This is a genomic window from Streptomyces sp. NBC_01439, assembly GCF_036227605.1.
Taxonomy (GTDB): Bacteria; Actinomycetota; Actinomycetes; order Streptomycetales; family Streptomycetaceae; genus Streptomyces.
This window is the reverse complement of the sequence record NZ_CP109487.1, coordinates 2,375,529-2,395,107: the sequence shown is the minus strand read 5'-3', so window position 1 is coordinate 2,395,107 and position 19,579 is coordinate 2,375,529. Positions and strand designations below refer to the sequence as shown.

General features: G+C 71.9%; 16 protein-coding genes. 10 read left to right on the top strand and 6 right to left on the bottom strand.

All coding sequences use genetic code 11. The annotated features are described in order from the left end of the window. The first annotated feature begins 213 nt into the window (after positions 1-213). From OG207_RS10490 to OG207_RS10455, 8 genes are read left to right on the top strand one after another with little or no spacing between them, the layout of a single operon-like run. Positions 214-1,383, top strand: a complete 1,170-nt coding sequence (locus OG207_RS10490) for a hypothetical protein (RefSeq protein ID WP_329097969.1) — start codon at positions 214-216, stop codon at positions 1,381-1,383. Next, the gene (locus OG207_RS10485) at positions 1,380-2,168 is read left to right on the top strand and encodes a WecB/TagA/CpsF family glycosyltransferase (protein WP_329097967.1); all 789 of its coding nucleotides are present in this window, start codon (positions 1,380-1,382) and stop codon (positions 2,166-2,168) included. Before OG207_RS10490 ends, OG207_RS10485 begins: the two co-directional genes overlap by 4 nt. Continuing rightward, positions 2,168-3,424, top strand: a complete 1,257-nt coding sequence (locus tag OG207_RS10480; RefSeq protein ID WP_329097965.1) for a nucleotide sugar dehydrogenase — start codon at positions 2,168-2,170, stop codon at positions 3,422-3,424. Before OG207_RS10485 ends, OG207_RS10480 begins: the two co-directional genes overlap by 1 nt. A gap of 4 nt (positions 3,425-3,428) precedes the next feature. Next, on the top strand, positions 3,429-4,571 hold the full coding sequence (gene wecB / locus OG207_RS10475; RefSeq protein WP_329097963.1) for a non-hydrolyzing UDP-N-acetylglucosamine 2-epimerase: 1,143 nt from the start codon (positions 3,429-3,431) through the stop codon (positions 4,569-4,571). A 22-nt stretch (positions 4,572-4,593) separates the two neighbouring features. After that, positions 4,594-5,340: a chain length determinant protein gene (locus tag OG207_RS10470; RefSeq protein ID WP_329097961.1), complete on the top strand. Its 747-nt coding sequence runs from the start codon at positions 4,594-4,596 to the stop codon at positions 5,338-5,340. Beyond that, a complete protein-coding gene (locus tag OG207_RS10465) occupies positions 5,337-6,791 on the top strand; it encodes an oligosaccharide flippase family protein (protein WP_329097959.1) in 1,455 nt (484 codons plus the stop codon). The genes OG207_RS10470 and OG207_RS10465 overlap by 4 nt, the downstream gene beginning before the upstream one ends. A gap of 6 nt (positions 6,792-6,797) precedes the next feature. Further along, positions 6,798-7,871, top strand: a complete 1,074-nt coding sequence (locus OG207_RS10460; RefSeq protein WP_329097957.1) for a hypothetical protein — start codon at positions 6,798-6,800, stop codon at positions 7,869-7,871. A gap of 22 nt (positions 7,872-7,893) precedes the next feature. Continuing rightward, complete coding sequence (locus tag OG207_RS10455) at positions 7,894-8,703, top strand: glycosyltransferase family 2 protein (RefSeq protein ID WP_329097954.1); 810 nt, start codon at positions 7,894-7,896, stop codon at positions 8,701-8,703. Here the strand turns inward: OG207_RS10455 and OG207_RS10450 are convergent. Both OG207_RS10450 and OG207_RS10445 read right to left on the bottom strand, forming a co-directional pair. Further along, a complete protein-coding gene (locus OG207_RS10450) occupies positions 8,700-9,167 on the bottom strand; it encodes a cupin domain-containing protein (RefSeq protein WP_329097952.1) in 468 nt (155 codons plus the stop codon). The two genes, OG207_RS10455 and OG207_RS10450, sit on opposite strands and share 4 nt — an antisense overlap. A gap of 55 nt (positions 9,168-9,222) precedes the next feature. Further along, a complete protein-coding gene (locus OG207_RS10445) occupies positions 9,223-10,374 on the bottom strand; it encodes an amidohydrolase family protein (RefSeq protein ID WP_329097950.1) in 1,152 nt (383 codons plus the stop codon). Between the two features lie 181 nt (positions 10,375-10,555). On the opposite strand from OG207_RS10445, the gene OG207_RS10440 reads away from it, so the two are divergent. Beyond that, complete coding sequence (locus OG207_RS10440) at positions 10,556-11,479, top strand: sigma-70 family RNA polymerase sigma factor (protein ID WP_329097948.1); 924 nt, start codon at positions 10,556-10,558, stop codon at positions 11,477-11,479. 15 nt (positions 11,480-11,494) lie between these two features. Here OG207_RS10440 and OG207_RS10435 read toward each other — a convergent pair whose 3' ends face one another. Then, entirely contained in the window at positions 11,495-12,466 is a 972-nt protein-coding gene (locus OG207_RS10435; protein ID WP_329097946.1) for a glycosyltransferase family 2 protein, read from the bottom strand. Continuing rightward, positions 12,412-14,427 carry an O-antigen ligase family protein gene (locus tag OG207_RS10430; protein ID WP_329097944.1) on the bottom strand — a complete coding sequence of 672 codons (2,016 nt, stop codon included), beginning with the start codon at positions 14,425-14,427 and terminating at the stop codon, positions 12,412-12,414. The genes OG207_RS10435 and OG207_RS10430 overlap by 55 nt, the downstream gene beginning before the upstream one ends. Positions 14,428-14,507: 80 nt before the next feature. Between OG207_RS10430 and OG207_RS10425 the strand changes: the two genes are divergently transcribed. After that, a complete protein-coding gene (locus OG207_RS10425) occupies positions 14,508-15,212 on the top strand; it encodes a Wzz/FepE/Etk N-terminal domain-containing protein (protein WP_329097942.1) in 705 nt (234 codons plus the stop codon). 17 nt (positions 15,213-15,229) lie between these two features. Here the strand turns inward: OG207_RS10425 and OG207_RS10420 are convergent, their stop codons facing one another. Both OG207_RS10420 and OG207_RS10415 read right to left on the bottom strand, forming a co-directional pair. Beyond that, positions 15,230-16,279, bottom strand: a complete 1,050-nt coding sequence (locus OG207_RS10420; protein WP_329097940.1) for a glycosyltransferase — start codon at positions 16,277-16,279, stop codon at positions 15,230-15,232. Continuing rightward, the gene (locus OG207_RS10415; protein ID WP_329097938.1) at positions 16,276-19,575 is read right to left on the bottom strand and encodes a DUF4082 domain-containing protein; all 3,300 of its coding nucleotides are present in this window, start codon (positions 19,573-19,575) and stop codon (positions 16,276-16,278) included. Before OG207_RS10415 ends, OG207_RS10420 begins: the two co-directional genes overlap by 4 nt. Positions 19,576-19,579: the final 4 nt, after the last annotated feature.

Genomic DNA, 19,579 nt, shown 5'->3' with positions numbered 1-19,579 from the left:
CGCTGGGGGGATCCAGACGCCGGCCTTCGGACGGTTCGTGCCGTCGGCGTGACCGCCGACGGCACGGACGCCGTCATGCGCAGTCCCCCTCCACGGAGTGACGACCGCCAGGTCCGTCCGAGGAGAACGAACAGAGGGGGTAGGTGTGTTGGAGCCGTACAGCTCGGACATACGGGGTGCGGGGAGCACCAGGGGAATCGGGGTGGGGACCCGATGAACACCACACGATTAGGAGCACTGGCCCACGAGGATCCGTCGCTGCACGCCCTCGCCGAGCGGCTGCTCGCGCTGGCCGAAGCGGGGCTTCCGGCGATGTACCTGCCGGACGCCGAGACCTTCGTCTTCACCCGGGCAGGGGTCATCTCGCCCGAGGGGACTCCCGTCCTCGAGCAGCGGGGAACGAGCACCCGGTACGCGGCGATCACCGCGCTGGGAGCCCGCTTCCTGCCCGAGGACCGGCAGCGCGCGCTGTTCGGCGGGCGCACCGCCGAGGAGTTCACGGGCGTGCTCGTCGAGCGGCTGCCCGGGGTGGCGAACCTCGGCGACGCGGCGCTCATCGCCTGGGCCGCCGCGGAGACTGGCCATCCCAAACTGGCCGACGCGCTCGACCGGGTGGCCGAGCTGGACGTAACCGGCCGGCCGCAGTACACCGTCGAGGCGGCCTGGGTGCTCTCCGCACTCGCGGCCGCGCGCGCCGTGGTGGACGTGGAGGAGCGCCTCGCGGCGGCCCGCGTACGGCTGCTGGCGGCCAGGGTCGGCGACAGCCCGCTCTTCCCGCACGCCACCGAGCCCGGGCTGGTCCCCGGCTACCGGTCCCACGTGGCCTGTTTCGCCGACCAGACGTATCCGCTGCAGGCGCTGGCCCGGCTGCACGCGAGCGGCGACGACCCGGAGGCCCTCGCGGCCGCCGACGCCTGCGCCGCCCGCATCTGCGCACTGCAGGGCGACGGCGGACAGTGGTGGTGGCACTACGACGCCCGCGACGGCCGACTGGTGGAGGGCTACCCGGTCTACAGCGTGCACCAGCACGCGATGGCCCCGACCGCACTGTTCGACCTGGCCGAGGCGGGCGGCACCGACTTCGGCCCGGCGATTCGCCGCGGGCTGCGCTGGATGACCGACGTGCCCGAAATCGCCGATCCCACCGGGAACCCGCGGGAGTCGATGATCCGCGAGGACTTCGGCGTCACCTGGCGCAAGGTCTACCGGGGCGACCCGAAGAAGGCCGTCCGGGCCGCCCGCGGGCTCACCACCCGGGTGGCGCCGCAGGCACGGCTCGCGCCGCTCGACCGGATCTTCCGCCCCGGCGCGGTCGACCGCGAGTGCCGCCCGTACGAGTTCGGCTGGATGCTCTTCGCCTGGCTCGGAGGGCCCCAAAGATGACACGACGAGAGTCCCTCTTCGGGGTCCCGCTCGACCCGCTGACCATGGACGAGACCGTGCAGCGCTGCCTGGACGCGGTGCGGCGCGGAGAACAGATCGAGATCGGCATGGTCAACGCGGCCAAGCTGGTCAACATGCGGCGCGACCCCCTCCTCGCCGAGGCGGTCGCCGGCTGCGACCTGGTCCTGGCCGACGGCCAGGCAGTGGTCTGGGCCGGCCGGGTGCTGGGCGTCCGGCTGCCAGAACGGGTCGCGGGAATCGACCTGTTCATGCGGTTGCTGGCCGCCGCCGAGGTGGCGGACATCCCCGTCTACCTGCTCGGGGCCCAGGAGGACGTGCTGGAGATGATGCTCGGGCAGATCTCCGAGCGCTTCCCGAAGCTGCGGGTGGCCGGCAGCCGCAACGGCTACTTCGGCGACGACGACCAGGAGGCGATCGCCGACGCCATCGCCGAGAGCGAGGCGCGACTGCTGTTCCTCGGCATGACCTCGCCCAAGAAGGAGATCTTCACCGCAGGCTACGGCAAGCGCACCGGCGCGCACGTCGTCCACGGCGTCGGCGGCTCCTTCGACATCCTCGCCGGCATCACCAAGCGGGCCCCCCTGGTCTGGCAGCGGATGGGACTCGAATGGTTCTACCGCACCCTCCAGGAGCCGCGCCGTCTGGGCAAGCGCTACCTCACCACCAATGCGGCTTTCCTCCTCATGACGGTCCGGGAACTCATCCACCGCACACCGTCTGCCGGTTCCGCTTCCGCTTCCGCTTCCGCGAACAGGAGTTACTGATGCGCGTCGTCGTCGTGGGACAGGGATACGTCGGACTGCCCCTGGCCATCCGTGCCGCCGAGGTCGGACACCAGGTGATCGGGTACGACGTGGACACCCGGCGGGTCAAGAGCCTCGCCGCCGGTGAGTCGTACGTGGAGGACGTCTCCTCCGAACGGCTGGCCCGCGCGCTGGCGCGCGGCACCTACCGACCCAGCGAACTGGCCCGGGACTGCGGCGGCTTCGACGTCGCCGTCGTCACGGTCCCGACCCCCTTACAGGACGGAGCCCCGGACCTCCGCTACATCGAGGAGTCGGCGCACACCCTGGCCCGCTTCCTGCGCCCGGGTGCCACCGTCATCTTGGAGTCCACCACCTACCCGGGCACCACCGAAGAACTGTTCGCACCTATCCTGGAGGACGGCTCCGGGCTCACCGCGGGCGCCGACTTCCACCTGGGCTACAGCCCCGAGCGCATCGACCCCGGCAACACCGTCTGGGGCTTCCAGCAGACCCCCAAGGTGGTCTCCGGCGTCGACGCCCGCTCCCTGAAGGCCGTCGAGGCCTTCTACGGGGACCTCGTCGACACCACCGTGCCGGTGCGCTCCCCCAAGGAGGCCGAGCTGGCCAAACTGCTGGAGAACACCTTCCGCCACGTGAACATCGCCCTCGTCAACGAGATCGCGATGTTCGCCCGCCACCTGGACATCGACGTCTGGCAGGCCATCGAGGCGGCGTCCAGCAAGCCCTTCGGCTTCATGAAGTTCACCCCCGGCCCGGGCGTCGGCGGACACTGCCTGCCGATCGACCCCTCGTACCTCAACTGGCGGGTGCAGCGCGAACTCGGCCAGAACTTCCGCTTCGTCGAGCTCGCCAACGACATCAACAACCACATGCCCGAGTACGTGACGCGCCGCGTGATCGACGCGCTCAACTCCAAGCGGCGCTCCGTCAACGGCTCCAAGGTCCTGCTGCTGGGGCTCGCCTACAAGAAGAACACCGGCGACGCCCGGGAGTCGCCCTCCGTCCGCATCGCGAAGCTGCTCCTCGACATGGGCGCCAAGGTCCGCGCGGCCGACCCCCACGTGGTGGAGAGCATCAAGGTCGACGCCCGCCTCGTCCGGGTCGAGCCGACCCGCAAGGAGCTGGCGGCCGCCGACGTGGTGGTCCTGCTCACCGACCACGACGCCTTCGACTACCAGATGGTCACCGAGCACGCCTCGTACGTCCTCGACTGCCGCAACCGGGTCTCCGGACCCACCGTGGAGGTGCTCTGACCCCGTGACCAGGATCGTCTGCGTGGCCGGTGCCCGGCCCAACTACATGAAGATCAAACCGGTGATGGACGCACTGGAGCGCCGCGGCGCCGAGGTGATCCTCGTCCACACCGGGCAGCACTACGACGAGTCGATGAACGACGTGTTCTTCCGCGACCTCGGCATCCGCCCGCCCGACCGCTACCTGGGCGCCGGATCCGGCAGCCACGCCCAGCAGACCGGGCGGGTGATGGCCGCCTTCGAGCCGCTGATCGACGAACTCGCCCCGGACGCCGTCGTGGTGGTCGGGGACATCAACTCCACCCTCGCCTGCGCCCTCGTCACCGCGAAGGCCGGCCCCCTGCTGGCCCACGTGGAGGCCGGGCTGCGCAGCCGTGACTGGAGCATGCCCGAGGAGGTCAACCGGGTCGCCACCGACCGGCTCAGCGACTACCTGCTGGCTCCCTCGCCCGACGCCGCCGTGAACCTGCGGGCGGAGGGCTACCGGGAGGACCAGATCCACGTCGTCGGCAACGTCATGATCGACACCCTCCTCGCCAACCTGGAGCGGGCCCGCCAGTCGGACGTCCTGGACCGGTACGGACTCACCCGCGGCGGATACGGCCTGGTCACCCTGCACCGGCCGGCCAACGTGGACGACCCCGGGGCGCTGCGCGGCCTGCTGAAGGCCCTGGGCGAGATCGCCGACCGCTGTCCGCTGCTGCTGCCCGTGCACCCGCGGGCCGCCGAGCGGTTGGCCGAACTGGGCGTGCCCGGCGGCATCCGACTGGTCCCGCCCGCCGGATACCTCGACTTCATCGCCCTGCAGGACTCCGCCCGCCTGGTGCTCACCGACTCCGGGGGCATCCAGGAGGAGACCACCGCCCTGGGGGTGCCCTGCGTGACCCTGCGGGAGAACACCGAACGCCCCATCACCGTCGAGGAGGGCACCAACGTACTGGCGGGCACGGACCCGGAGCGCATCACGGCCACCGTGGGCCGGGTCCTCGACGATCCGCCCGCACCGCGCTGCCCCGAACTCTGGGACGGCCGGGCGAGCGAGCGCATCGCCGCGGTCCTGCTTGACGGACCGCCCGCGCACACCCGGCCGCGCCCCACCGACCTCGTGTCGGGCGGGGCGGCCACCGATCCGCAGCACGTGCTGTAAACGCAATTCGAAGGGGAAGACCATGGATCTCGCGGAGATCTGGCGGGTCATGCGCAGACGCTGGTACGTGCTGCTGCCCGGACTGCTGATCACGGCGGCGCTCACCGCCGCCGTGTACCTGCTGGTCCCGGTGGAGTACCGGTCGCAGAGCACGGTGACCCTGCTGAACTCGAAGAAGGCCACGGTGGCCTTCGACGGCAACCCCTTCCTGAGCACCCAGGCCTCGCTCACCGGCATGGCCGACGGCCTGGCCCGCAACCTCAACTCCGACGACGCCAAGGCCGACCTCAAGTCCCTCGGCGTCACCGGAGTGCACGAGGCGAAGATCGCCGACAACGCGCTCGGCCCCTACATGTGGCTGAGCGTCGTCGGAACCGACCGGGCCGCCGTGCTGAAGTCGGACGAGATCCTCACCAAGTACGCCGAGAAGCGGCTGCTGGAGTTCCAGACCCAGCAGTCGGTGACCCCCGACGCCATGATCCGGATGGCCACGATCGTGCCCCCCCAGAAGCCGGAGGCACAGACCAAGGCCAGGCTCCAGTTCCTGGTCATGGCGGGCGCGCTGGGCTTCGTACTCAGTCTGGTGGCCACCTTCTTCGTGGAGGCGCGAAAGCGCCGGGCGGCGACGTCCGGCAAGCACCGCCCCGCCCCGGGCGAGGGCGGGTCACCGGCCGAATCCGACGCCGCTGACCCTACGGCCACCCTGCGCATGACCGTCGCCCACCCGGCCGGCTCCGCCGCCGGCTCCCGTACGGCCGGATCGCCGTGACCGGCCCCGCGACGGACACCGAGAGCACCACCCCGGCGGCGGCGCCCTCGCTGGGGCGCAAGGTCGGCTCCGCCGCCAAGTGGAGCCTGATCAACACCGTGGTCATGCGCCTCGGCAACTTCGCCACCGGCATCGTCCTGGCCCGCTTCTTCCTCGGACCCGAGGCCTGGGGCGTGTACGGGATCGCCCAAACGGTCCTGCTGGTCCTCCTCTCCGCCAACGAACTCGGCGTCTCGCTGGCGATCGTGCGCTGGGAGGGCGACCCCCGCCGCTTCGCCCCGACCGTCCTCACCCTCAGCGCCGCCTCCAGCTGCCTGCTGTACGCCGTGCTGTTCGCGGTCGCCCCCGCGGTGGCCGGGGTGCTCGGCTCGCCCGAGGCCTCCGGCGTCCTACGGGTCATGTGCCTGTGCGTGGTCCTCGACGGACTCTCCCAGGTCCCCGCCGGCTTCCTCACCAGGGAGTTCGCGCAGGGCCGGCGGATGGCCGTCGACGGTCTCAACTTCGTCCTCAGCACCGCGGTGACCCTGTTGCTCGCCGTCGACGGCTGGGGCGCCATGAGCTTCGCCTGGGGATCCGTGGTGGGCAACGTGGCCGCACTCATCGGCTGCTGCCTCGCCGCGCCCGGCACCCTGAAGTTCGGCTGGGACCGGGAACAGGCCCGGGCCCTGCTCCGGTTCGGACTGCCGCTCGCCGGGGCCAGCATGCTCGCCCTCGGCGTGGTCAACGTCGACACCATGGTCGTGGGCTCGGCGCTGGACCCGCTCGCCCTGGGCTTCTACGTGCTCGCCTTCAACATCTCCGGCTGGCCCGTGCGCATCATCTCGGAAGCGGCCCGCCGCGTCTCCTTCGCGGGCTTCTCCCGGCTGGCCGACTCGCCGCAGGCACTGGCCGCCGGATTCGCCCGCGCCCTCGGCGTCGTGATGGCCGGCACCGTCCCGATCTGCGTCCTGCTCGCCGCGCTCGCCGCCCCCGTCGTGGAGCTCGTCTACGGCGAACGCTGGCTGCCGGCAGCCAGCGCCCTGCCCTGGCTGATGGCGCTCGGCATGGTTCGCATCGGCTGCGAACTCGCCTACGACTGCCTGGTCGCCATCGGCCGGCGCAGCTCGCTCATCGGCGTCCAGGCACTCTGGCTGGTCATCCTGATCCCGGCCCTCGTGATCGGCGCCCGCACCGGCGGGATCGTCGGAGTGGCCCAGGGCCACGTCCTGGTCGCCGGGGTCGTCGTGGTCCCGGTGTTCCTCCTCGCCCTGCACCGCGGGGGCATCCACGTGGGCACCGTCGCCCGGGCCTGCGCCTGGCCGCTGCTCGGCGGCGCGGTGATGGCCGCCGTGCTCCTCCTCCTGGAGCGGTACCTGGGCGACGGCGTGCTCGCGCTCCTGGCGACCGGAGCCGCCGGCGCCCTGTGCTACGTCCTGTGCGTCCTGCCGGGCCGCGCCTTACTCAAAGGGTAGACAGCTGTGACACAGCACCGAAGGCGCCTGACGGCGTGGCTGCTCGCCTCAGTGGTGCTCGCCGTCGTCCTCACTCTCTACAAGGCCGACAGCACCGCGGTGACCGAGCACGCGGCGGCGCCCGGCGCCACCGAGCCCGTCACCCCCTCCACCACGGACCCACCGGCCGCCTCCGCCTCGCCGCCCACCTCCTCGGCCCCGCCCTCCCCGACCGTCCCGCAGGAAACGGGCGAACCGTCGCCCACCGCCCCCACGCCCGCCTGCACCTCGCCCGGCACCTGCGGGTTCCCCGACGCGCGCAGCACCGGACCGCGGATCGAGCTGGAGCGGCACGACACCGGGAACATGTCCGTCAAGGAGCACGGCACGGTCATCAAGGGCTGGGACATCCGCGGCTCCCTCGACATCTACGCCAACGACGTCACCGTCATCGACAGCAAGATCACCTCGACCAACTGGTGGGGCATCAACCTGCGCCCCGGCTTCAGCGGACTGAAGGTCCTGCACACCACGATCACCGCCGTACCCGGCAAGGGCCCCGACAACGGAGGCGTCAACTACGCGGTCTCCAACATGGGCGGCAGCTCGATCGAGGTCGGCTGGTGCGACATCTCGGTGTTCGGCAACGCCCTGTCCATGGGCCAGGGCGACCTGCACGACAACTACGTCCACGACATCGTCGCGTTCCGCAACCAGGGCGGCGAATGGCAGCACACCGACGCCGTCATCAGCGGCGGCGGCAACAAGGGTCGGCTGACCATCCGCCGGAACACCCTACTCAACCCCACCGCGGTGGACCGCGGCGCCACCGCGGCGGTCGGCCTGTTCGCCGACACCGGAGTGGTCTCCTCCGTCGTCGTCGACGGCAACTGGCTGGCCGGGGGAGCGTACGCCCTCTACGGCGGCGGCCCGGGTGCCACCGGCATCCAGGTCACGAACAACGTCTTCTCCACCCAGTACCACCCGGCCGCCGGGGCCTACGGCGCCGCCACCGCCTGGAACGCGGGCGGCGCGGGCAACGTGTGGAAGGGCAACCGCATGTCCGACGGAAGACCCGTCGAACCCCCACCCGCTTCCTGACCACCGAGAGGACCGACCGGACATGATGCGCCGGATCGCACGCGCCCCCTGGGAACTGCTCAAAGGGACCTTCGGCTGGCTGGTGCTCTTCGAAGCCAGGAACAAGGTCCTGCTGGCTCCTTCCGCCCTGCGGCTGCGCCGTTTCGAGGACGCCGAGACCCACCGCCTGGCCGCCGACCTGGGCGAGCCCCCGGCCGCCCTGGTCGCCACCGTCATCCCCACCCACCGGCGCCCCGAGGCGCTGCACGCGGCGGTCCGTTCCGCGCTCGGCCAGACGGTCACCGACCAGGTGGTCATCGTCGTCGACGACGGCGCGGGCCTACCCGAACTACCCTCCGACCCAAGGCTGTTCGCGGTCTCCCTGGCCCGCAACACGGCCACCGCCGGAGTCGTGCGCAACGTGGGGATCCGGCTGACCAGGTCGCGCTACGTGGCCTTCCTCGACGACGACAACCTCTGGGAGCCCGACCACCTGGAGCAGGCACTGGCCACGCTGGAGGCGCCCGACGGACCCGACGGCGTCTACACCGCACTGCGCAGGGTGCTGCCCGACGGCACCGACCGGGACGTCCTCTCGGTGCCCTTCGACCGCCGCCGCGCCGCCCACGAGGCCTTCCTGGACACCAACGCCTTCGTGGCGCGGCGCACCCGGTCCCTGCACTTCAGCCGGCTGCGCCGCACCCCCGAGGTACTGCCCCGCGAGGACTGGGAGCTGATCCGCCGCTACGCCCGCCGCCACAAGGTGCGCCACCTGCCCCGGGCGACGGTCCGCTACCTGGTCAACCCGGACAGCTTCTGGACCAGTTGGGACGGAGCCGCCCCGGCCCCCTAGCCGGTCGGCTCCTCGTACGTGATGCCGTGCCGCCGGGCGATCCGGTTCAGCCGGGCCGGATCCATCCGGCCGTCGACCGTGAGCTGCGGACCGGCTTCGATCACGTCCTCGACGAAGCACTCCCAGCCGCCCGGCGAGGAGATCTGCAGCACCCGCGGCGGCCCGCCCGGACCGGGACGCAGCGCGTGCGGCACACCGCGGGGGAGCAGGACGAACTGTCCGGCGGTCAGGGTGTGGCAGCGGCCCCCGGTGTCGACGAGGAGCTCGCCTTCGAGCACGTACACGCTCTCGTCCGCCACGTGGTGGGTGTGGGGCGGGATCTCCCGCGCCAGCACCACTTCGAGCAGGGAGAAGCGTCCTTCGGTGTCCCCCGTGGTCGCCTTCACCGAGAAGGCGGGCGGCAGCGGGATCCGGCCCGTACGGGCCTCTCCCGCAGAGAGGAGGACGAAGCGTTCACGGGACACGGGTGTGGTCCTTTCCTGGAAGGGCGGGGGACGACGGGGGCGCGCGGGTTCGGGCTCAGCGGGCCTGCCGCCGTCCGCGGCGCCAGACGTCGACGATCGCGCCGAGGGCCGAGACCTCCCGGGTCGGGTCGCCCTCCACGAGCAGCAGGTCCGCGCGCAGGCCCGGGGCGATCCGGCCCCGGTCGGTCAGGCCGGAGTGCCGGGCCGGCAGGGCGGTCGCCGCGGTCAGCGCCTCCGCCGGGCGCAGGCCGCCGTCCCGCGTGAGCAACTCCAGTTCGCGGTGGAGCCCCGAGCCGTGGGCGGGCGTGAAGGGGGTGGCGTCGGTGCCGGCGAGGAGCGGGACGCCCGCCCCGCGCAGCGCGCGGAGCGCGCCGACGGCGGCCGGGTAGCGGCCGGGTGGCACGCAGGCCGGCGCGCCGGAGCCCTGGGCATCGACCGCCTCGAAGTACGCGAGCGTGGACACGACGAACACACCCTGGTCGCGGACGCGCCGGGCAAGGCGTCCGGAAGCCGGGTCCTGCGGGTCGAGGTCGGCCCACACGTGGGCGAGCCCGTCCACCCCCGCGTCGAGCGCGGTGACCACGTCGGCGGCGGTGACCGCGTGCGCGACGACCGGGAGCCCGGCCGCGTGGGCGGCCGCGGTCAGGGCCCCCGCGACCGCCGGGGTCATGACGGGGAGGCCGGTACCGTGCATCGTCCCGTCGTCGATGACGAGCTTGAGGAAGTCGCTGCCCTCGGCGAGCCGCGCCTTCACGAAGTCCGGGGCCCGCTCCGGATCGGTCACGAAGTCGAGCCCCGTCACGTCCTCCGGGGCGAGCAGGGTGCCGGTCAGCGCGGCGAGCAGCTGGGTCGGGTGTCCGCCGGGTGCGGTCGCCAGCAAGCCCGCGCTGCGCAGATCGGCCACGTCGTCCCGCTCGGCCGCGAGTCGCCGGTGCCGGGCGAGCGGGCGCGGCAGGCAGAACATGTCGATTTCGGTCGTGACCCCGTGGCGCAGGGCCTCGGCGAGACTGCCGTCGAAGACGTGGGTGTGCGCGTCGATCAGCCCCGGCAGCAGGGTCCGCCCCCGGCCGTCGACCTCGACGTCGGCGGCCCCGGCCGTCCCGGGGGCGCAGACCGCCGCGACGAGGTCGTCCTCCAGGAACACGTCCTGGACACCGGTACCGCGTTCACCGTCGAAGACGCGGACGCCGTGGATCCGTGTACGCATGAAAGGTCCTCCTCCTGCGTGCCGGGGAGGCCCTTCCTCCCCGGACGCCACCACAGAGGGCGCACCCGGCTCCGGCTGTGACATCGCGGCAGGCCGTCGTGACGCGGCTCACATGCGGACCGCCCCGTGTCACACTTCCGGCGCGGCGGACCTCTTCGGTCACGGCAGACAAGGAGGACGCATGACCGCCGTGCCACCGCACCACCCGACCGACTCCGTCACCGACCGCTTCCTCGGCCACCGCGAACTGCTCTTCTCGGTGGTCTACAACATGCTGGGCAGCGTTACCGACACCGAGGACGCGCTCCAGGACGTCTGGCTGGCCTGGTCCGCCCGGCACCGCAAGCCCGACGCGGAGCCCGTCGAGAACGCCCGTGCGTACCTCGTACGGATCGCCGTGAACCAGGCGCTCGCCCGGCGGGCCGAAATGAGCCGCCGTCAAGAGACGTACGTGGGCACGTGGCTGCCGGAGCCGCTGACGGCCGCCGACGACCACGGCGCGGAAGGGGTCGAGCGGGCGGAGGCGCTGTCGATGGCGCTGCTCGTCGTCCTGGAGACGCTGTCCCCGCTGGAGCGCGCCGTGTTCGTCCTGCACGAGGCCTTCGGCTTCGCGCACCCGGAGATCGCGCGGATCCTGGACCGCTCGCCGACGGCCGTCCGCCAACTCGCCACCCGGGCCCGCCGTCACGTCCACGCCCGCCGGCCCCGGCACCGGCCCGAAGCGGACCTGCACGCCCGGGTCACCGAGCGCTTCGCCGTGGCCGCGCTCGGCGGGGACCTGCGCACGCTCCTCGAACTCCTCGCACCCGAGGTGACGCTCTGGACCGACGGCGGGGGCAAGGGCCCCGCGGTCAGTCTCCACCCCGTCCACGGCCGCGCCGCCGTCGCCGCCGTGTTCATGGCCGTGGCCCGCGCCCTACCGGCGGCGGGCGTCGACCTCCGCTACCGCCGGGTGGCCGGCGACCCCGGCGCGCTCGTCTTCGCGGACGGCAGTCCGCTCGCCGTCGTCGTGGTGGAGCTGACCCCCGAAGGGGACCGGATCTCCGATGTCTTCTCGGTTACGAACCCCGACAAGCTCACCGGAATCCGGCCACCAGCCCCCTGAAGCGCCCCGGAGGCGTCACGGCCCTGGCGTGGCCCGTAGCGCGGACGGGCTGGCCAGGGCCTTCGCGGCCGCCAGGCTCGCGGGCCGGCCGAGCACCGCGCGGGAGGTCTCCCGCAGCAGCACGGCCGCCCGGAACGCGGCGGTCGCCACCGCCCCGTTCCGGCGCCCGTAGAGCCGGACCCGGTTGAGCGTCAGCAGGGTCCACAGCCGGGGCGACACCTGCGAGTCCCCGCCCAGATGGGTGGCCGTGGCCGCGGGCTCCAACCGGGTGACGAAGCCGAGGTCGCCGGCCCGCAGGCAGTACTCGGTCTCCTCCGAGTACAGGAAGAAGGACTCGTCCCAGTCCCCGCACGCCCGAAGGCACTCCCCGGACAGGGCCATCAGCGCGCCCGTCGCCCAGTCCGCGACCGTCGCCCGCTCGTACGCGGCCGGATCGGTGACCATCTCGCTCCAGCGCGGGAACCGCCCGGCCCGCCGGTTGCCCAGCACCGCCTCGCCGAGAGCCCGGGTCACCCGCGACTCCCGGCGCAGCGAGAGCAGCAACGTACGGCCGTCCTCCTCGTACAGCAGCGGGACGCTGATCCCGACCCGGCCGCCACCGGGGGCCCCGGTGCCCAGCGCGTCCACCAGGACCTTGGCGCAGCCCCGCCTCATCCGGACGTCCGGATTGCAGACCAGGGCCGCCCGGAAGCCGCCCTCCCAGGCGGCCGCGGCCGCCAGGGCGGCGTTCACCCCGGCCGCGTAGCCGGCGTTGCGACCGGTCTGGACGACCGTTGCGTCCGGCGCGAGGGAACGGATCAGCTCCACCGTGCCGTCGGCCGAGTCGTTGTCGGCGACGACCAGGCGCCAGTCGAGCCCGGCCATGCCCTCGGGCAGCGAGGCGAGGAACTCCGGGAGCACCCCGGCGCTGTTCCAGGTGACGACGAGGACCGCTACCGGGCCGGCACCTGGCTCCGGTCGGCGGGAGGCTGGCTGGCTGAACTGCATGGGGACTCCACGGTTGCGGGCTCCGGCGCAGCGCGCCGGATGAACCCGAGGTAGCTGCCTCCGGCGGCGATCGTCAGGAAGAACACCCCGGCGAACATCGGGAAGCTGAGGGCGTCGAAGGTGGCGGCGATCACGAGGGAGACCAGGGCGGAAGCGAAGAACGCCTGCCCCAGCTCCCGGTCGGACTCGGTGCGGGCCAGCCGGCGGATGGCACCGCCCTGGTGGATGCCGGTGAACAGCAGGACCAGGAGCGCGATCAGCCCCACGAGGCCCATCTCCGCCAGGGTGAGCATGTACTGGTTGTCGGTGAAGAAGAACAGTTCGGGCAGGAAGGTGCCGAAACCCCTTCCGAACAGCGGCCGTTCCGTCAGGTAGGGGACGATCGCGCTGTACTTGACGGTACGGGCCTGGGTGCTGCTGTCGGAGTTCGACACGAACGAGGCGAAGAGCGCCGTGATGGTGCCGATCAGCCCAGGGATGATCACCTTGAAGCAGGCGACCGAGCCCATCAGCAGACCGATCGCGGCCCACCGCCGCTCCGGCTTCCAGCGCAGCACCATCACGAGGATCACGATGAGCGCCCCGATGATGGAGGTCCGCGACACCGTCAGCGGCAGGGCGCCGCCCATCAGCACCACCGGCGCCCAGCGCCGCCAGGCGCGCAGGTGCCGGCGTACCGGGTCGAAGGCCTGCTGCACCGCGAAGGGCAGCATGATGGCGAGCATCCCGCCGAACTCCAGGGGCTGCGCCGTCGTGGACCGCGGCCGTGTGAAGGAACCCCGGTCCAGGGTGGTGATCTGGGCGACGCTGGACTGCAGTCCCGGGATGCTGATGCTGTCGGCGACGTTCGTCGCGGTGAAGAAGTCGTAGAAGCCGATGGCGGCCACCACCGCTCCCATCACCACGGCCCGGCGCAGCAGCACGTCCAGGCGCTCCCGGTCCTGGATCCCCGCGGAGACCAGCACCACCAGGGACACCCAGACCAGCAGCCCGATCAGCCCGCGGTCCGCCGCCAGGACCTCCTTGTGCGAGCTGCCGCGCATCGCGTTCGCGAGGTACGAGCCCAGCACCGAGAAGGCCAGCAGGCACATCACCACCCGCGGCAGCCGGGTGCCCGGGGCGGGCCGGATCCGGCCGGTGATCCAGGCCGCCAGGTACCAGAACAGGCACAGCAGTGCGAACACGTTGGCCGGGGTGCCCACTCCGCCCATGCCCGGCAGGGTCAGGTTCGAGGGGATGAAGAAGGCCAGCGCCAGGTAGCAGCTCAGCAGGGCCGTCGCGTCCAGCTGCCGGCCCCACGGCTTGCGGCGCCCGCGGCCCCGGGCCGGAGCGGCCCCGGCCGCGCGCCTGCGCCGCAGCGCCGCCAGCAGGCTGTCGGTCAGGAAGGAGAAGGTGAAGGCGGACGTGGTGCCCAGGATGACGACGCCCAGCACCTGCTGGTAGCGGCTCTTCATCTGCGGCACCGGGGTCTGCGGGAGCACCACGGGCGCCGTCTGCACCATGTACGCGGGCTTCACCTTGGCCGCCGCCTGGAGCGCGTTGAGCGTCTCCCCGGCGAAGGCCGTCAGCTTGTTGGTCTCCTCCAGCACGTTCGCCCGGTCGGTACCCGTGACGGTCAGCGTGAGCATCGGCCCCGAGGTGTTCGCGGCGAACCCGACCGTGTAGGGATCGGTCACCCCGATGCCCTGCAGGTCCCGCGCCGCGTCCGTCCCCGACAGCGTCCTGATCAGCACGTCCGCGGTGACCACCAGCGAACCACCGGCGTTCGCGATCGGATTGCCGAACGCGGGGGCCAGTTCGGCCACCGCCGTCGAATCGAGCAGCGCCACCGAGCTCTGCGACTGGTAGGCCACCGGCACCGAACGGTACAGGTGGGCCCCCGCGAGGAGGCTGATGAGCGTGAGGGGCACCATCACGTACCAGCGGCGCCGGAGCACCGCGAGGATCTCACCAATGCTCATGAACGCCCCCCGAGGAAGCGGCAATTGATGGCGGGCCTACCCATGTCCTGGAAAGATCGGTCACAACGGAAGGAATCCCTGTGTCGCCTGGTGAGTTGGTCCGTGCGCTGCGTCGGCGCTGGTACGTCCTGATCGTGGCGGCGGTGCTCGCAGCCGCCGGGGCCGTCCACGTGCTGCGCCCCACCCAGACGTACCTGAGCACGGCGATCGTCGTGCTCAAGCCCCCGGTGACGGACACCCAGCCCAACCAACTGGCCAATCTGCAACCGCCGCTCGCCGCCGTCTCCTACGCCGCGGTACAGCAGCTGGACTCGCCCGAAGGGGCCGAGGAGCTGCGCGCCGCGGGGGTGCGCGGCACGTACCGGTTGATCCCGCGGAACAGCGGGACCAGCGTCACCCCGCGCTATCTGATCCCCTCGCTCCAGATCCAGGCCGAGCAGGCCGAGGCGGCCGCCGCCGACGCGGCGGTCCGGAAGATCATCGAGATCTACACGAAACACCTGACCGACCTGCAGACGCAGCAGGGGGTCCCGGACTCCGCGCGGATGAGCGTGACGCTGCTGGTGCCGCCCACCGCGGCGGTGCAGACCGGCAACAAGAGCCGGGGCCTCGCCGGGGCGGCCCTGCTGGGCGGGGTCGGCGGTGTGGTCGGGGCCCTGTGGACCGACCGGCTCCTGACGCGCCGGAGCCGGCGCCGGCAGCGGCACGAGGCCGCCGCCGACGCCGGTCCGGTGGTCCGGGCCGAGGAGCCCGAGCGGGCCGCCCTCGCCGGGGCGACCCGCTGAACCGAGCGTTCGAGTCATCAAATCCCTCGACGCTTCCAGGACCGCCACCACAGCCACTCGCGCCCCCGGTCGGCCACGGCCGAGAGCACGAGCGGCTGGAGGTACGGCATGGCGCGCGCCCCGATGCGCCGGCGCCTGAGCAGCGCCCGGTACTCGCCCAGCTTCGTGTAGTCGCCGGGCAGGCACTCGGCCGCGAACTCCACGAGCTCGTCGACCGGCACCACCGCGGTGCGTCCCCGGTCGTACGCCCGGTACGCGCGCCGCAGCGCGTACCGGGCGAGCCGGGTGCGCGCCGACAGCGCCAGCCGGTCGGCCCCCGGCAGCAGCCCGGAGCACTTGTCGAGCACCGAGTCGAAGGCGACGAGGCGCTGGCGCAGGTCGTCGAGCTGGCCGCCGAAGTCCGTGGTGGACATGTTGTTGCCGTGGACCCGGTAGAAGGCCTGGTCGGCCCCCTGGACGTAGCCCACGTCGGCGTGCGCCGCGAGCCGCATCCACATCTCGATGTCGCCGGCGTGCGGCAGCTCCGGATCGTAGCCCCCGACCTTGCGCTGGAGACTGGTGCGGACCACCACCTCGGGTGAGGTGATGCACCCGGTGCCCTCCCGGAACCGCCGGTCCAGCCACCACCGTCCGGGATAGACGACCGATCCGGTGCTGCGGGTGCGGGCCGCGGGCAGCGGTCCGCCGTGCTGGAAGCGCAGCGGCCTGCCGTAGGCGAAACCCGCCTCCGGATGGGCGTCGAGCAGGGCCGCCGCACGCACCAGGGCCCCGGGGACCAGCCGGTCGTCCGCCGACAGCAGGGCGACGTAGTCCCCGTCGGCCCACTCCAGCAGACCCTCGTTGTAGGTGGCGATGTGGCCCTTGTTGGTCTCGTGGACCCGTACCTCGATCCGCGGGTCGGCGGCCGCCAGCGCACGGGCGACCTCCGCGGAGTCGTCGGGCGAGGCGTCGTCGATGATCAGCACCCGCACGTCGACGCCCTCCTGCTCGTCCAGCACGCTCTTGACGCAGTCCGCCAGGAAGTGGCCGTACTTGTAGCAGGGGATCACCACGCTGACCGTGCTCACTGCCCGCTCACCTCCGTGGACAGCCCGGACTGCGCGGCGGGCGGTGCGGTGGTGGTGAAGATCGGGCCGACCCAGTAGTTCACCGAGCCGAAGGTGTTCGTCGGGAAGGCGGTGGCCGCCCCGTACTTGTAGAGCCCGTTGGCGCTGCCGGGCGCATCGGCCGGGGCCACCAGCGGATAGGAGCGGTGGGCGCCGGTGAAGTAGCCGCCGTCCACCGAGTAGTTGCCGTTCGGTGCGTGGTAGGAGGCCACGTACGTGGTGCCCGCCGTGATCGGGACCGGCGTGGCGAACTGCAGTTGCTGCCAGCCGGACACGGTCTCGCTGCCGAAGGTGCCGGTGGCCAGCTGGGTGCCGGAGGCGGACCACAGGCTCCCGGTGTGCGTACCGGTGTTGCCGGGGCCCTTGTAGAAGGTGACACCGGTGATGTAGCCGTTCACCGCGGACTGGAAACGGGTGCCCAGTTCCACGGAGTTGGCGTCGTCACCCACGTTGGCGGTGCTCGGCGTGGTGGCGCCGTTCCACAGGGTGCAGGGGCAGTTCACGGTCGGCGGACTCGCACTGGTGGTGAAGTTCCACGTGACCGGGGCCGCCATGGTGTTGCCCCACAGGTCGGAGGCCTGGACGGATGCCGTGTAGGTCGAGTTCAGGGCCAGTTCGGAGGACGGGGTGAAGGTCGCGCTGTTCGACGCGCCCAGCACCTTGGTGCCCGGGACGGCGGTGCCGCCGGAGTCCTTCACGGAGAACGCCAGGCTGTCCGCGTCGATGGCGTTGCTGAAGGTGGCCGATACGGCCGCCGTGATCTGGGTGCCGGTCGCCGCGGACTGCGGCGAGGTGGCGGTGACGGTGGGCGGGGTCGTGCTCGCGGTGGAGGTGTCCAGGACCGCGTCCACCCAGTAGTTGCTGCCGGACGAGGCGGTGGACGGGAACCCGCCCGTGCCGCTGTAGCGGTAGACGCCGTTGCCGCCGTCGGTGCCGCTCTTCAGCGCGGTGAGCGGGGCCAGGCCCGCGTCGCCGGCGGCGAAGGTGGTGTCGAAGGAGTAGCCGCCGTGCGGGGCGAAGTAGGAGGCGACGTAGGTGGTGTTCGCCTTGACCGGGACCGGCGTGGCGAAGTTCAGCTGCTGCCAGCCGGAGGCCGTCTCGTTGGTGAAGGTACCGGTCGCCAGGCGCTGGCCGGTGCTGCTCCAGAGGCTTCCGGTGTGGGTGCCGGTGTTGGCGGGGGACTTGTAGAAGCGGACACCGGTGATCGAACCGGCCACGGAGGAGCGGATCTTCACGCCGAGCTCGACGGCGCTGCCGTCACCGGCGTTGACCGTGCCCGGGACGGCCGCGGCGGGCCACACGGTGCAGGGGCACTGCTGGGGTCCCACCGTCAGCGGCACCGTGGTGGTGGCGCCGATGTTGACGCTGTCGTCCACCGCGCGCACCTTGATCTGCGCGGTGCCCGGAACGGTCGGGGTCCACTTGTAGCTCCACGAGCCGAGGCCCGTGGTCGCCTTCCAGGTCGTGCCGCCGTCGGTGGACACCTCCACCCGGGCGACCACGCCGCCGCCGGTGTCGGTGGCCGTGCCCGTGATGGTCACGGGCCGCAGCGCCGGTACGGTGGCGTTCGCCGCCGGGCTGGTCACCGTCACGGCCGGTCCCACGGCGTCCGTGGAAGCGGTCGAGGCGACCAGGTCGCTCTGCAGGGACTTGGGCTGGACGCCCATGTCGGCGAAGACGTTCACCGTGGCCTGCTGCATCCGCTTGTCCGCGGTGATCACGGCGTCGTCCGGATTGCCCGTGGGCATGTTGGTCAGGCCCCAGGACCACTGCACCGTGCCCGCGCCGAACACCAGTGCGTGCGAGGTCTGGTCGCGGAAGGCCACCAGGCTGTGCGTCGCGGTGCCGTTCCCGTAGGTGTTGCCGTAGTCCTTGAGGAGCTTGCCGTCCTCGATGTCGACCGTGGTGGAGGACATCGTGATCTGCCCGGCCGGCCGGCTGGCGTTCTCCACGTCGCTGTCCCACTCGTAGCCGAGCGTGCCGGTGGGGAAGGTGGCGGTCTGCGAGGGAGTGAGGTTCGCGACCGTGGTGTTGCGCCACAGCCGCTGCTTGGCGAAGGTGCCGGGCACCGTGATCGCGTCACTGCGGTAGCCGTTGACGCTGAACATCGAGCCGGTCAGCTGGTTCTGCGGCTGGAAGGGCCGGCCGTTCGTGGCACTGGCCGGGTCCATGAAGGTGCCCGTCCAGATCCCGCTCGGGTCGGGGATTCCGTTCGGCTGGGGGAAGGACAGCTTGGTCTCCTTGTACGAGACCAGGGTCCGGTTGGCGGTGTTGGCTCCGTCGATGCTCGGCGCCAGGCGGGTCTTCCAGAAGACCTCGTTGCCGCTGAAGTACGTCTGGTGGACCCCGGCCCGGCGCGCGTTCAGCGCGTTGGTGAACTGCTCCTGGGTCCAGTACTCGTCGTGCCCGGAGGACATGAAGACCTTGTGGTTCTGCAGCAGCGTCCCGCCGCGGACCGACATGTCGATGCCGGACATGTAGCTCACGTCGTAGCCGTTGCGCTCCAGCCAGGCGACCATCTGGAACTCGGACCCGTAGATCCCGTTGTCCCCGCCGATGTCCATGGGCCGGTTGTAGCTGACCTCGTACGCCCGCCCGTCCGGGGCGGGGCCGCCGCCGTCGTACAGGTCCTGGCCGCCGTAGTTGTTGTACGCCTGCCAGGTCTGGTCGCTGGTCTGCACGACGATGTCGGAGTGACTGGAGTCGTTGCGGACGACGAACGGGTACGGCATCACGCCGTTGCCGTCCGCCTGGTCGAAGTTGACGACGTAGAGCCCGGACACGGCGTCCGCCGGCACCGTCCACGTCGCGGTGACCGGCCAGTTGCCGCAGTCGACCAGGCCGGTGGCGGCCTTCTTGGCGCAGGTCGCCGGGTTGCCGCCCGGCAGGAAGTTCGCCGGGTACGTCTGGGCCGCCTGGGCCGCGGTCGACATCAGGCGCGCGCCGGTGCCCCCGTAGTGGCCGAGGCGGTAGACCGAGACCTTGTACGCGGTCGGCGACTGGATCTTGAACTGCACGGTCTCGCCGGCCTGGACGCTCGTCTGGGCCGGGAAACCTTTGATGTCGCCGTACGCGCTGGGTGCGAACCAGTCCTCCATCGGCGTGCCGGGCTTGGAGTTCTCGCACACGATCGCGTTCGAGGTGGGACCGCAGGGTTCGACCGCACCGGCCACCACCGCCGGCGGCAGGACCGTGGCCATCAAGGCCGCGATCACGGTGAAGAGACCGTAACGGAGCAACCTTGTCCGTCTGTTCATCTGG